The 14,877-nt window shown below is 43.8% G+C and carries 11 protein-coding genes; all 11 read left to right on the top strand.

Annotated features, from left to right (window positions below):
• Positions 1 to 18 precede the first annotated feature (18 nt).
• The 11 genes from FKX85_RS17855 (at position 19) to FKX85_RS17805 (ending at position 14,598) form a co-directional block, all read left to right on the top strand.
• A complete protein-coding gene (locus FKX85_RS17855; protein WP_141616025.1) occupies positions 19 to 1,011 on the top strand; it encodes a glycosyltransferase family protein in 993 nt (330 codons plus the stop codon).
• Positions 1,012 to 1,044: 33 nt separating this feature from the next.
• Entirely contained in the window at positions 1,045 to 2,169 is a 1,125-nt protein-coding gene (locus tag FKX85_RS17850) for a polysaccharide pyruvyl transferase family protein (RefSeq protein ID WP_141616024.1), read from the top strand.
• A 136-nt stretch (positions 2,170 to 2,305) separates the two neighbouring features.
• Positions 2,306 to 3,472 carry a glycosyltransferase family 4 protein gene (locus FKX85_RS17845; RefSeq protein WP_141616023.1) on the top strand — a complete coding sequence of 389 codons (1,167 nt, stop codon included), beginning with the start codon at positions 2,306 to 2,308 and terminating at the stop codon, positions 3,470 to 3,472.
• 1 nt (position 3,473) lies between these two features.
• Positions 3,474 to 4,244: a WecB/TagA/CpsF family glycosyltransferase gene (locus FKX85_RS17840; RefSeq protein WP_141616022.1), complete on the top strand. Its 771-nt coding sequence runs from the start codon at positions 3,474 to 3,476 to the stop codon at positions 4,242 to 4,244.
• Between the two features lie 84 nt (positions 4,245 to 4,328).
• Complete coding sequence (locus FKX85_RS17835) at positions 4,329 to 5,771, top strand: MBOAT family O-acyltransferase (RefSeq protein ID WP_141616021.1); 1,443 nt, start codon at positions 4,329 to 4,331, stop codon at positions 5,769 to 5,771.
• Between the two features lie 6 nt (positions 5,772 to 5,777).
• Complete coding sequence (locus FKX85_RS17830; RefSeq protein ID WP_141616020.1) at positions 5,778 to 6,668, top strand: hypothetical protein; 891 nt, start codon at positions 5,778 to 5,780, stop codon at positions 6,666 to 6,668.
• Between the two features lie 49 nt (positions 6,669 to 6,717).
• Positions 6,718 to 8,565 carry a heparinase II/III domain-containing protein gene (locus FKX85_RS17825; RefSeq protein WP_141616019.1) on the top strand — a complete coding sequence of 616 codons (1,848 nt, stop codon included), beginning with the start codon at positions 6,718 to 6,720 and terminating at the stop codon, positions 8,563 to 8,565.
• Positions 8,566 to 9,127: 562 nt separating this feature from the next.
• The gene (locus FKX85_RS17820; protein WP_141616018.1) at positions 9,128 to 10,525 is read left to right on the top strand and encodes a UDP-glucose 6-dehydrogenase; all 1,398 of its coding nucleotides are present in this window, start codon (positions 9,128 to 9,130) and stop codon (positions 10,523 to 10,525) included.
• Positions 10,526 to 10,673: 148 nt separating this feature from the next.
• A complete protein-coding gene (locus FKX85_RS17815) occupies positions 10,674 to 12,182 on the top strand; it encodes a DUF4301 family protein (RefSeq protein WP_141616017.1) in 1,509 nt (502 codons plus the stop codon).
• A 14-nt stretch (positions 12,183 to 12,196) separates the two neighbouring features.
• Entirely contained in the window at positions 12,197 to 12,865 is a 669-nt protein-coding gene (locus FKX85_RS17810; protein WP_141616016.1) for a hypothetical protein, read from the top strand.
• Positions 12,866 to 12,897: 32 nt separating this feature from the next.
• The gene (locus tag FKX85_RS17805) at positions 12,898 to 14,598 is read left to right on the top strand and encodes a capsule assembly Wzi family protein (protein ID WP_141616015.1); all 1,701 of its coding nucleotides are present in this window, start codon (positions 12,898 to 12,900) and stop codon (positions 14,596 to 14,598) included.
• Positions 14,599 to 14,877 lie beyond the last annotated feature (279 nt).

The raw sequence follows: 14,877 nt of genomic DNA, 5'->3' as shown, positions 1-14,877 counted from the left end.
CAAATTATTTAATAGCATATGAGAAGCGTATATGTCTTTCCAATGCGGAGACGGGAAGACCTTGAGAAAAAAAGCCCCTATATCAATCACCTGACCAAGTACCTGTCGGAACGATTTAAAGTGATCAACTATGGACGTAAGCCGAAGTTGGGGGTGATGGACATTTTTTTCAATTCCAGAAAAGCAGATATTTTTATGTTTAACTGGGCAGAGAACAAAACAGGTATTCAAGGTTGGGTACTTTGGCTGTCCATTCATTGGCTAAAACTCAACAGCAAGAAAATCGTCTGGACCCATCACAATGTCCATCCGCATAAGGCCAATAGCTTTGTGTGCCGACTTTTGATGGATACCATCAAAGATAAATCCGATAAAATCATCATACATACCCAAGAGAGCAAAAAGCACTTTACCTCGAGGGAGATCGGTAAGATGCTCTATTTTTTTCATCCCCTATTTGACAGGGATCCGCTCTTTTTGGAGGATCAGGACGTGCCAAAGACAACCGATATATTGGTATGGGGACGAGTGAGAAAGAGCAAAGGAGTGGATGATTTTCTTCAATTCATGAAAGAGAGAAAACTCTTTGAAAAGTACCGTGTTCGTGTGGTGGGAAAATTTGAAGAGGGTACTTTCCCGGGGTATCTAAGGGAGTACAGCCATGACAATTTACTTCTTGAAGACCGCTTTGTGACCGAGGAAGAATTAAATGCCCTTCACCGGGAAGCCAAATTCGTCTTTTTCCCCTACACTGGATCCAGTGTGCTCAATTCCGGAGCACTGATTTCTTCCATTCCACGGATGACTCCTATCATTGGTCCTCGTGTGGGTGCATTTAAAGAACTGTCGGACAGAAAGCTGATTTTCAGCTATGATGTCATGGATGACCTGGAAAACTACCTGGAATCAGCACAGGCGGTAAGCCCTGAAGAAAATAAGGCAAAAGTGAGGGCTTTTTTTGGTGAATATACCTGGAGCAAATTTTCTGAATTTTTGTCACATAATCTATAATTCAATAAAAGAAGTACATAACCGAGCACAATTATGGAACCTACAGTTACTACTTATTTTCAGGGCAATACCCAATTTGACAATACGGGTGATGTGCTCATCAATAAATCCCTCATTGAGCTCTTCAGAAACTATGGAAAGATAGTGCTCAATGACCAGAAGCTACCGGATTTTTATAAAGCAGCCTTGGAATTAAAAAAAGAAGAAGCCAGCTCCAATGGAAAGGGGAGTTTTTACAGGCAGCTGTTCGGGAAAGCACTGAGCAGCATGTTTAAGAAGAGCCAAAAGGTGGTCATGGTAGCAGGACCTCCCGGACATATTTTTGGAAACTCCAGGGAGAAAATCAAAAAGAACCTGGAATACTCGGTTTTTTTAATCATGCTGACGCTCATGGGGGTCCGTATCGTCAGGATGGGGTTTTCGATGGGCCCCATTGGCAAGCAACAGGCAGTGAGTGAGCGGGTAAGGGCCTGGTTTACCCATCATTATTGGGTGAGGGATTCTATCTCATTGTCATTGGCCCACTCGATCGGTATACCAAAAGCACGTTTTTTTCCGGATCTGGCGTGGACTTATCATGCCAATGGCGTAGACCTGTCCAAGGCAAATAAGGATGAAATCATTTTTAGTTTCCGTGATTCCATCTACAAAGACGATGCGGGACAGCGATACAAAGATGCGCTCATTGAGCGGCTGATGTATATCATCGATCACCTGAAGGGACAGTATAGGTTAAAAATCACCTATCAAGTGGCTGGAGATTATGATTTCTGCAAGGCATTGTATGAAATTCTTCTTGAAAAAGGTTACGATGTGAGTTTTATGGAAGAACAGATCACCCTTGAAACCGCCGGGGAAGCTTATCAAAATGGTGTCGCTATTCTTACCAACCGCCTCCATGGGGCACTTTTGGCCGCAAAGTACGATGTGTTGCCGTTGGTATTGACCGATATTGACAGGCACCTTAAGATCAAAGGAATTTACGAAGATGCAGGGCTGAGTGATTTACTCCTTGAAGCCGGCCAAAGCAATGATGCATTGCTTCAGAAAGTGAATATGCTATTGCATCAACGAGAGGAGATATTCCGAAAACTTGATGACCTGGAAAAGCGATATGAAGCTTTAACTACCGAAAGTATGCAAAGGGCACTGAGATGATGAGGAATCAAGGCCGTGTAGTTATCAAAATTCACCAAGATGTCAGACCGAGCCGAAGGATAAGCCTGAATTAAGACAACCTTCAAACGTTAGAACCCTATAACCTTCAAATCTCTAAACCGATACCACTACAATTATGAAATTACTTTACTTGTCAGGAGCTCCAAGAGTATCTACTCAACTAAAAGCCGACGCGGGAGGAGCAAGGGCGCATATCCTGGGGGTGATCAATGGCTTCAAAGCGCTTAATTGGGATGTCTCCGAATTCATCGTGGGTAACAGAATCATGAAAGCCGGTCACAAGACCGATTTTCAGAAAAGCCTCTCCAAGAGTTTTTTTAAGCGTCTGGCGGCTGACATCATCCGGATTACTTACGGTATGTACAATACCCGACTTTCTTACCGGAAGCATCGCCATGTCGACTGCGTATATGAGCGTTTGGGTGCTTTTCAGCTTATGGGAATGAAATTTAGGAAAAACGGTGTGCCCTGGATCTTGGAAACCAACAGTGTGCTTTACGAAGAGGCAAAAAATGACCGAAAAAGCATTATCCTTTCAGGTGTCTGCAAAAGAATGGAAGCCAGAGCATACGCCTCGTGCGATTACTTGATCTGTGTTACAGATGAGCTGAAAACCATGGTTCTGGACCATTTTAATATTGATCCTGCCAAAATATTTGTCGTGCCCAATGGAGTGGATACCGACCGTTTTGATCCGAACAGTGTGGCTCCCATCCGTGAGCATGAAGAATTTACTGTAGGATTTGTGGGCTCCGTGATCGCCTGGTGCGGAGTGGATGTGCTGATCAAAGCTGTAGAAATCCTTAGAAAGGAAATTCCAATCAAGGTAACGGTGGTAGGCGATGGGCTGAAAAAGAATGAATGGGAAGCAGACTGCAAGCAAGCCGGACTGGAAGATACCGTTAGGTTTGTCGGCCGCAAACCATGGAACCAGATTCCGAGTTACATCGGTGGTTTTGATGTGTGCTATTCAGGCCAGGTGGCCACCACATCAGGGAAGATGTACCATTCACCATTAAAAATTTACGAATACCTTTCTATGGGCAAGCCCGTTATTGCGGCAAAATTCCAGGATGCCGCCAATATGATCCAGGATGGGAATAACGGTTTTTGTTTCAAGTCAGGAAATGTGGAGGACTTAGTGGAAAAAATCCGCATGGCATACCGCTTTTTTCAGGAAGGGAAGTTTGATGTGGATACCATCAGGCAGCCCGTCGTAAAATCCCACAGCTGGAAATCCAGGATCGAATACATTTTGAAAGAAACGAAAACACTAAACTGATATGGCCTACCAACTACTAGGAACAGAAGTGGATGATTTTAACTTGTCTTCACTGCTCGATTTTATGGTCCACTCTGCGCGATCAAAAGAAAGAAATATCATCCTCAGCCAAAATCTTCACGGGATCTATACCTATCACAAATCAAATTCGGAACAGCTCAAAAGCCTCTATGCCATTGCCAGAAAGCGCATAGACGGTATGCCGTTGGTATGGCTGGGAAAAGCGTTGGGCTATCCGCTTACCAAAGAAAACCGCCTGACCTGGGTGGATCTGATGGACCCATTAATGGAACGTGTCAGGGACGAAAACCTGAAGGTGTTTTACTTGGGAGCAGATGAAGTCAGTGTTTCCAAAGGTGTTAAGATTTTGAAAGACAAGTATAAAGGACTGGAAATAAACTATCGTCACGGATACTTTGACAGCCAAAAAGAAAGCAAGGAAAACCATGATATAGTGACGATGATCAATACGTATGATCCAGATATTCTGATCGTGGGGATGGGAATGCCGCGACAAGAGCATTGGATCCTTGGCAATAAAGATGAACTGAATGCCCCGGTAATCATGACTTGTGGAGCCGCCATAGAATACGTGGCGGGCACCGTCAGCACTCCTCCAAGATGGATGGGCAGGACAGGGCTCGAATGGCTATACAGGCTACAGGAAGATCCCAATAGGTTTTGGTTTCGCTATTTGATCGAGCCGTGGTATATCTTTAGGCTGGCAGCCAGTGATCTCAGAAAACCTCCACTTAAGCGGATAAAGTCCTAACCAACCACATTTCCCAGTACACCCAAAAATTCCTTCTATCGTAACTGACTTATTCACCCAACTTATCGATAAACATTATAGGGAATGTTGTTCAATTCACTAGATTTTGCTGTTTTCTTGCCATTGCTGTTTTTTCTCTATTGGTTTGTTTTTCCTAAAAACATCAAACAGCAAAACGTCCTGTTATTAGCAGCCAGCTATGTGTTTTATGGTTGGTGGGACTGGAGGTTTTTATCGCTGATCTTGTTCAGTACGGTTCTGGATTATCTGATTGGCAGGGGAATGGATAAGACAGATGATGAGCCCAAACGTAAATGGCTGTTGACCTGCAGCATATTGGTCAATCTGGGATTCTTGGGATTTTTTAAATATTACAATTTCTTTACTGACAGTTTTACGGAAATGTTCAGCTTATTTGGGCAGCAAATCCACCCCCGAGCCATCAGTATAGTGCTTCCGGTCGGTATCAGTTTTTATACTTTTCAGACGTTGAGTTACTCGATCGATGTCTATAAGCGGAAACTGGAACCGGCAAAGGATTTCGTGAGTTTTGCCACCTTTGTAAGTTTTTTTCCACAGCTGGTAGCCGGGCCAATAGAGCGGGCAACACACCTATTGCCGCAGTTTTACAGCAAAAGAAAATTCGATTATGCATTAGCTGCAGACGGTACCAAACAGATTCTTTGGGGGTTCTTTAAGAAGGTGGTGATAGCGGACAATTGCGCCGAATATGTCAATATAATCTTTCAAAACTACCAGGAGTATTCTGCCAGCACCTTAGTCTTGGGGGCGGTGCTGTTTGCCTTTCAGATTTACGGGGACTTTTCCGGATATTCTGATATAGCGATCGGTGTTTCCAGGTTGTTTGGGTTTGACCTTATGAAGAATTTTGCCTTTCCGTATTTTTCCAGGGATATTGCTGAGTTTTGGAGGAGGTGGCATATATCGCTTTCCACTTGGTTCAGGGATTACCTGTACATTCCACTGGGAGGAAGCCGGGGAGGATTATGGATGAAAATCAGGAACACCTTTATCATATTTTTGGTCAGTGGATTTTGGCATGGTGCCAACTGGACTTTTGTCATTTGGGGAGCTTTGAATGCACTCTATTTTTTGCCGTTGATGTTGGTTGGTAAGAACAGAAGTAATTTGGATCAGGCAGCGGAAGGAAAATTGTTCCCGACATGGAAAGAGGCAGGACAAATCCTGGTAACCTTTGGCCTTACCTGTCTTGCGTGGGTGTTTTTCAGAGCCGAAAGCGTGGCCATGGCCATTGATTACATTGCCAATATATTTTCAGCCTCCATTTTAGCTAAGCCGGAGGTGTTTCCTATAGGGATTTTGGCCTTGGTGGTATTATTTGTAGCCATCGAATGGCTAGGAAAAGAGGAAGATTTTGCGATCCAATCCATAGGAGTGAAATGGAGACGTCCATTGCGATATGGCGTGTATTACGGGGTTGTTATACTGATCTATTTTGCCGGCAACTACTCCAATGAAATCGAGTTTATTTACTTCCAATTTTAGATAATCATGAAAGAATATTTTCAAAAATTATCTCCATTCTTACTGGGGGTATTAGCCATCAATATTCTGGTGACCTTTGTGGTGGACGGTCTATATTACGAGCCTTATACCAGGATGATCAGAGAGATCAAAGACCAAAAACTAAAGGGTATCATCATGGCCGATTCCCATGGCCTTCCTCTGAAACAAACCCTAAAGGACGAGGGGATTGTCAATGTATCATGGGGAAGTGATTCTTATGAGGATATGAGGAACAAACTGCAGTATTACCTGAAGAATCATGACATGGATTATGTGATTATCTCTGTGGATAATCACCTTTTATCCAATTATCGTGAAAATCTAAATAACATTGAAGCATCACTCAATTATGTGGATGAAGTGACTTCGGCATATGGTTTTTGGAAATACACTTACCTGAAATACATAAAAAGGTACTTCTCATTGATAAGTCCCAAAAACAGGGATATATTTTTGGCAAGAACGAAGTCCTTTTTGAAAAATAATTTGGTCAGGGAAGAGTGGAATGAAAAAGAAAACAAGGCTTTTCTGGGTAGAAAACGGGTCGATTTACATTTCAGTAATTTGAGAAAGTCCGATAAGCTAGCCCAAGACCTGGAAACCATGATTGAGATGTGCAAAGCCCATGATGTAGAGGTAATCGGTATGAAATATCCCCTCACTTCTGCTTACTATACCGCGATGAGTTCGGCCAATTTCGGTGCAGACGAGGTGCTCAAAAAGCATGGCTGTAGGGTACTGGACTTTCAAAAAGTATTTTTGAAAAGAAATGATTTGTTTTCGGATGAAGACCATCTCAATGAAGATGGCGGAAAAATATTTTCAAACCTGATTACAGATAACCTGGACGATTATCGTATTTCTTTTAGTCAATAGTTTACGGCTTTTCCCAATCATCAAGCCATTCATCATCTTCAAAAAATGGATGGTGATAGGAATCCTTTTTGGGGTAACCCTTCAGCAGGTAAGGTGCCAGCCAACTGATAAAAACAGCATTGAACGTTATGCCCATCCGAGAATCTTTTTTCAGAAAGAGGCGATGGCGGAACTGAAAGGCCAGATCAGCAAGAATGCGCATTGGGAAGATTTGGACAAGTTGGTAATGGGGGAGGCGGAAAAATTACTTTCCAGTCCAAAATTGACAGGGAAGATACAGGGAAAAAACAGGATCAACCAATCTCGGGAAGCGATAAGGCGTGTGCTGTTTTTGGGCTATGCCTATCATATGACCCGGCAACCTGCGTATCAGAAAAAGGCCAAAGAGGAATTGCTTAATATCTGTAGTTTTGAGGATTGGAATCCGGAGGTGTTTTTGGACTTGGCAGAGATCACCATGGCGGCTGCAGTAGGATATGATTGGCTGTATCCCCAGCTGTCGAAGGAGGAAAGGGGGCTTGTCAGCAGATCCATTCTGAAAAAAGGACTGGAGCCTTCCTATGATCAACGCTACAGCGATTTTCAACAATTAAACAATAATTGGGGCCAAGTCATCAATGCTGCTTTATGTTTGGGGGCGGTGTCGGTTTATGAAAGTTATCCCGACATCGCACAAAAGACCATCGATCGATCACTGAGGCTCACAGACAGGGCCTTGGAGGAGTATTGTCCGGACGGGATATATCCGGAAGGTTTTATGTACTGGATATATGGTAGTTCGTACAGCAGTATGATGTTTTATACGTTGGAAAATTTACAGTATAAAAAGGCTCAACTTCCAGAGTGTTTTTTAAAATCAGGAGCTTTTTATACCCACATGATAGGTCAGACTGGGGAACCTTTCAATTGGAGTGATGTATTTTCTGTCACCAGTTTCAATCCGGCTATTTTCTGGATGGCAAAGGAGTTGGGAGATCTTTCCCTCTTATGGAATGAAAAGCAATTACTCGAAAATCAACAAACCGATGATTTAAAAGAATACCGGTTGCTTCCGGTGACCCTACTAATGGGGGCTTCGCTTCCTTTGGAGAAGGTCACTTATCCTGACGGGCTTTGTTGGGCAGGAAATGGAACAAATGCCATGGCCGTGATGCGGTCTTCATGGGAGGATCCCTCGGCCCTGTTTTTGGGATTTAAGCTGGGCAATCCCCGGGAACATCATGGACATATGGATATGGGGTCTTTTATCCTCGAAGCGGATGGGGTACGGTGGGCCATCGACATGCCAATGCAAAATTATCATGCAGCTGTCTTCAAGCACGTCAAGCTTTGGGATGATAAGCAGCATGGAGACCGATGGTCTCTAACCAGGACCAGCAACCATGGCCATAATACCCTGACATTGGATGATTCGCTGATGGATGTGGGTGGAAAAGCGGAATTGATTCGATGGGGTGATCGAGAGGGTTTTCAATTTGCTATCGGTGATCTGAGCGATACCTTTTTGCGAAAAGACAGAAAAATCAATCGAGGTGTAGGGATCAAAGAAAAAGAATACGTGATCATCCGGGATGAAATAGCGGCTTCTGACAAAGGAGTAAATGTTTGTTGGAAGATGGTAACCAAGGCGAGGATAAAAGTAAAAGACAATGAAGCCATTCTGGAAAAAGCAGGAAAAACGCTTCGTCTTAAAATATCATCCCCCAAAAATGCCAAGATTCACATCCGGCCGGTAAATAACCACGGTCAGTCCAAAGTATCCCATAAGGGAGCAAAGCTGGTTGGATTTGACATTGATGTCAAAGAAGAAGAGTCAGCAGTGATAGAAGTGCTGCTGATCCCAGGATCAGTCTCCGTCCCACCCGAATTCCGGTCTCTTCCACTGTCCGAATGGTGAAAGCGTTGGGTGTGGGGTGTCCGGTGTCATATGACCGTGGAAGATGAAGAGACGGAAGAGCGTGAGACGTCGCACCCCAGTGGGGCGAAATTTTAGTATCTGCTGGGACGGAGAAGCCCATTGTAATAATTAAGTTGATTCCTAAGGCATAAGTTGCCTGCTTACCGGCATGGTAGGCAGAAATTGCCATGGAGTTATTCTCCGGTTGTGGCAAGTCTCCGACGTGGCACTTCCTAATATTGAGCCTGTCTGCCAAGGCAGGACAGAGTCGGGATAAGGGGTGCGGCTATTTGTTATTTGATACTCTTATCTGGGGGTAGTTACAAACTACACTCAATTATCCCTTCAGTAAGGATCATACATTACTGTCGGCAGACCTTGAAACGGTACACCTTTCCGGCCTTGGAACTTTAGCTTTAAAAAGAATAATACGGTCATTAACACAAGAATCGATTCACCTTTTACATAAAAACGATAACCCAATACCTAAGGGGAATTTCCCAATGTTTTTACAGCGCTACTGTTTAGTTCATTGTTTTTAAACCATCAATTAATTAATCGAATGAAAGTCGAAAAAATATGTTGTATTGGTGCCGGATACGTTGGCGGTCCCACCATGGCTGTAATAGCCCAAAAATGTCCGGATATCTACGTGACCGTAGTGGACATCAATGAAGAAAGAATCAAAGCATGGAACGACGAAAATTTGGACAATCTTCCGGTGTACGAACCGGGCTTGGACAAGATAGTCGCCGAAGCAAGGGGCAGGAACCTTAGATTCTGCACCAATGTGGAAGGCGCCATCCAAGAAGCAGACATGATCTTTATCTCTGTCAACACGCCCACCAAGACCTATGGAGAAGGAAAAGGCCAGGCAGCTGATCTGAAGTGGATCGAGCTTTGTGCCCGTCAGATCGCTGCAGCAGCGGAATCCGATAAGATTGTGGTGGAAAAATCCACGCTGCCTGTGCGTACTGCAGAAGCCATCAGGGACATTCTGGAAAACACCGGTAATGGTACTAAGTTTCAGATCCTTTCCAATCCCGAGTTTTTGGCCGAAGGAACGGCCATCGAAGATTTGATGGATCCAGACCGGGTGCTGATTGGTGGGGATACCAAAACAGCCGAAGGGCGTGAGGCGATGGAAGCATTAGTGGATGTTTATGGCCACTGGGTGGCAAGGGAGAAAATCCTGACGACCAATGTTTGGTCCTCAGAACTTTCGAAACTAACGGCCAATGCCTTTTTGGCACAGCGAGTATCATCCATCAATGCCCTGTCTGAGCTGTGTGAAAGTACTGAAGCGGATATTAACGAGGTATCACGGGCCATTGGCACCGACAGTAGAATTGGTAGTAAATTTCTAAAAGCCTCTGTAGGCTTTGGAGGATCTTGCTTTCAGAAGGACATTCTCAACCTGGTGTACATCAGCCGAAGTTATGGATTGACCAGTGTGGCCGATTATTGGGAGCAAGTCATCAAGATCAATGATCACCAAAAAGGAAGGTTTGCCAAAAACATCATCCGCTCACTATACAATACGGTCAGCGGCAAAAAAATAGCGTTCCTCGGCTGGGCCTTTAAAAAGGATACCAACGATACCCGTGAATCCGCTGCGATCTATGTGGCAGACCACCTGCTCAATGAGGATGCCAAAATAACGGTGTTTGACCCAAAAGTAAGAGAGGAACAGATGCACAGTGATTTGGATTATCTTAATTCCAGAAACAAGGTGGACAATAGAAAGCTCATGAAAGCAGAGCCTTGTCCGTACGAGGCCTGTAAAGGTGCCCATGCTGTGGCAGTACTGACCGAATGGGATGAGTTTATCGATTATGATTGGCAAAAAATCTATGACAATATGCTTAAGCCCGCCCAGGTTTTTGATGGAAGAAGTGTGCTGGACAAGCAAAAGTTGAGAGATATTGGTTTCAGGGTGTATACCATTGGAACGGCCTGATATTTTTTCTGCCGTGTGTAGTAAGTGTGTAGTTCAAAGAAGGGAAGTCCTTTATTGAGGGCTTTCCTTTTTGGGCTATTTCTACGGGATATTGCCACTGAGTTTGACGACAGATTTAACCACACCACATCTAAAGCATTTTAAATTTATGGAAGCATTATCAGAAAAAATTTCTATACAGGGTAAATCCTTACCAACTGTTATGGATCAGATCAACCGGTTTGCCAAAGGATTTCCTTATTTGTCCATTGTCCGTCCTGCCCAAGCTACTGATGGAGTTACAGTGCTGTCTGAAGGGCAAATCAAAAGGTTGGGAGAGCACTATTTAGCGCAAAGCAATAGCCTCAATATTGTCAAATTTGTACCAGCCAGTGGAGCAGCATCAAGAATGTTTAAGAAGCTCTTCGAATTTTTGGATGGTGATGGCTACTTGGCGTATAACCAAGATGCCGAGCAATTTATAAAATACCTGAAAAACTTCCCTTTTTATGAAGATCTCGACAAAAGCCTTGCTGGGATCGGAAGCTATGTTGGGCTGGCATTACAGGATAAAGACTTTAAACTGATCATTTCTCAATTCTTAAACAACAGCGGGTTGGGATATGGAAGCTTGCCAAAGGGCTTATTGAAGTTTCACCGGTATGAAGATCATGAAAGGACTCCCGTACACGAACATTTTGTAGAGGGCCTGCACTATGGAGTGGGCAAAGGGGGCAAGGTAAACCTGCATTTTACTGTCTCAAAAGAGCATTTGGAAGGATTTAAAGCAGAGTGTGACCGGGTAAAATCCTTGCTTGAAAAGGACCATAAGATCACATTTGAAGTGACCTTTTCCCAGCAAAAACCTTCTACCGACACGATCGCTGTCAATGTGGACCACACCCCTTTTCTCAAGAATGACGGAAGTTTGCTGTTTAGGCCAGGAGGACATGGGGCCTTGTTGAGCAACCTGGCAGAAATTGACGGTGACTTGATTTATATCAAGAACATTGACAATGTCGCTGGAGAAAGGGCCAGTTTGATTTCAAAAGAATATAAAATGGCCATGGGAGGATTACTCCTTACCATCCAACAGCAAATTTTTGATTATTTGGATGCCCTGCACGAGGGTAGGGATGGGGTAAAAGAAGAAATTGAAGATTTTTTACAGCGTGAACTGTGTGTGGTGCTTCCAGAAAATTATTGGCACAGCTCATTGCTGGAGCAGCGATCGTTTCTTGTGGGGAAGCTGGAAAGGCCTATCCGTGTTTGTGGAATGGTGAGAAATACAGGTGAACCAGGAGGAGGGCCATTTTGGGCCAAGAATCCGGACGGTACAGTTTCTCTCCAGATCGTAGAAAAGGCACAGATAGATCCCGAAAAGCAGGATGCATTATTGACAGAAAGCACCCACTTCAATCCGGTAGACTTGGTTTGTTCCATCAAAAGGCGGGATGGTAGCAACTTTTCCCTACACCAGTTTACGGACCAAGAGGCGGGACTGATCAGTGAGAAGTCCCTGAACGGAAAAGCGCTGAAAGCCCTGGAATTACCGGGCCTGTGGAATGGCGCCATGTCTGACTGGAATACAATTTTCGTGGAAGTACCACTGGAGACGTTTACTCCAGTAAAGACCATTAATGACCTGCTGAGAGCAGAGCATCAGCCAGTAGTATAAATGGAAAATAAAGCATGAAGGAAAGATTGATGAATAGAATAGGATGGTATGGCGTGTTTGTAGTGGGTGTGATATGTGGGCTGAATGCATGTCAGGAAGGGTTGGAACCCGACGAAGAAGTGGTGGTGTACGAAAATGACTTTTCTGGAGAAAACCCACAGGAAATTCGCAATGGAAGGTTGCGGAGTTTTGATGGAACTTCTGTATTGGGCAATTATAATAATGAAGAGATCGCGGTGCAAGTAGACAATTTGCCTTCCCATAAAATGCTGAAAGTCACTGTAGACCTATTGCTCCACGATTCTTGGGATGGTAATGCCGGTCCTTCGGGTGGACCGGATATTTGGTATTTGAACGTGGATGACCAGCCCTTGGTAAACGCCACCTTTTCCAACCAGCCATGTGAGTCCACGTGGTGCTTAAGCCAATCCTATCCAGATCCGTACGGAAGGCATAATGACCCTAAAACGGCCGCGCTTGAAACTGAACTTCCAGGCCTCTGCCAATATGCCGATTCCCTGGGATGGACGACGAAATACAGTATTTCAAAGATCATCCGTCACAAGGGAGATCAGGTTACAGTGGTCTGTGGAGATAAAACGGTGCAAAAGCACTTGAACAGTTCCCAGATTTGTGATGAGAGCTGGTCATTGTCCAATATCAAAGTAAGTCTGGTAGAATAACTGTACCGGATAAGAAGAAGAATAACTAATCTATGTTTACCAAGATAAAAAAGGGAATAGGGCTAACTCTTCTACTGTTGTCAGTGGCCTATTTTACCAGGGGGCAAACGACCAACTTGAATGCTCCTTTTCTAAAGGAATACTTAAGAAGACAGCAGTTGATCGGGAATTTTAATCCGGACTATTCGCTGACGATACTTCCACTGACGCCAGAATTAACTGATTTAAAAATTACTGAGCACAAGAAGAACGGTTGGTATGGGGCGATTTACGGGCAAAAACAGGCATTGACCTTTGATCATGGAAAAGGCAGTATCAAGATGCTTCCTGAGATGATAAAGGGCCAATATAATTCGGATTATGCCTTTGGTGTCAATGATGGAGCCATGATACCGAATACGGGCTTACAGACCTTGATCAGTGCTGGTTTTTACCTGAGATATGGCCCGTGGAGCTTACAGTTTCAGCCTGAATTGGTCACGGCACAGAATTTACCGTACGATGGTTTTCCGCAGCAGCATTGGGGGACTACTTGGGATCAGTATTATGAATGGTTAAATACTTCTGACATTGTCGAGCGGTTTGGGCCTTATGCCTATGTAGAATATTTGCTTGGGCAGTCCCATCTTAAATACCATTATAAGAATCTAGCCATCGGTGTTTCATCGGAAAATATCTGGTGGGGACCGGGAAGGAGAAATTCCCTGCTGATGAGCAATAATGCACCGGGTTTTTTGCATGCAACCTTGGAGACGAGCAAACCCTTCGAAACGGATATTGGTAGGTTTGAGGGGCAGTTGGTTGTCGGAAAATTGAGGAACTCGGGTTACCTTCCTCCCGGCTCAGATTATACATTCAGGCAAACGCCTTTATATATTCCCAAACGGGATGAAGATGAGCGTTATATGGCAGGGATTATCATAAACTATCAGCCCAAATGGCTCCCTGGTCTGACGGTAGGGTATAGCAGTGTTTCCCAGATGTATCGAGAAGATATGGATAGTTTCGATGATTATTTGCCCATTTTTAATAGCGGCAAAAGACCTGCTGCTGTGGTAGACCTGGACGTGGAGCAACGTAATCAGTTAAGCGCCGGGTTTTTCAGATGGGCCAGTCCGGGAAAGTTATTTGAATTTTATGGAGAATATGGCACCAATGGAAACAGTAAGCCTTTCCGGGAGATGTTTATATATCCAGACCTGAACAGAGCCTTTACCTTAGGGTTTACCAAATATATCCAGCTAAAGGATCCGGATACTTATCTGGGGGTACAATTCGAAACTACCCAGACGGGACAGACGGTAAGGGAAAATATCCTCGCAAAAAACAGTTGGTATACGCATCCATATGTCCGCCACGGCTATACCAACAATGGCCAAGTCATGGGGGCAGGCAATGGCCCGGGGAGCAACGTGATTTTCGCTGAAGTCAGCTGGAACAGAAATTTTACCAAGCTGGGGATTCAACTCGAACGAATCGTCTATAACAATGACTTTTACTATAAACGCTTCGAGGAAATCAAAGATTGGCGGCGAAAGTATATGGATTTGGTACCTTCGTTTGTAGCAGATTGGCAGGTATACCGGTTTTTGGTATCCGCCAAAATCCAATATGTCAATTCCTGGAACTATAAATGGTACCTGGAAAATAGCACTGATGGAACCTATTGGGTCTCTGGTCTTGACAAAAATAATTTAGTGGGACATTTAAGCTTGATGTATTTATTAAAATAAGGAGGAAGGGTTTTTATTTATGCACAGCTGATATGATTGAGTGATAGATTGAAAAAGACCTTATGGGAGAAAAGAGGAAGCCAAATGGCTTCCTCTTTTTTTGTGTTTTTTTCAGGCTGAAGAAGCTATATTTATTATTTTTAATGATTGCTAAATCGTTAAATATCACGTCCTTAGTTTGTTGAAATAGAAAAAGTTTTATTTTTTACGGAAATTTTTCTGATTTGTGGGGTCGTTTGTGGGTTTTTTTATCTCTTTATGTTACGAGATGGCTAAAAA

The organism is Echinicola soli (assembly GCF_006575665.1).
Classification (GTDB): domain Bacteria; phylum Bacteroidota; class Bacteroidia; order Cytophagales; family Cyclobacteriaceae; genus Echinicola; species Echinicola soli.
The sequence above is the reverse complement of the archived record's forward strand: the minus strand, read 5'-3'. Positions and strand labels throughout refer to the sequence as shown.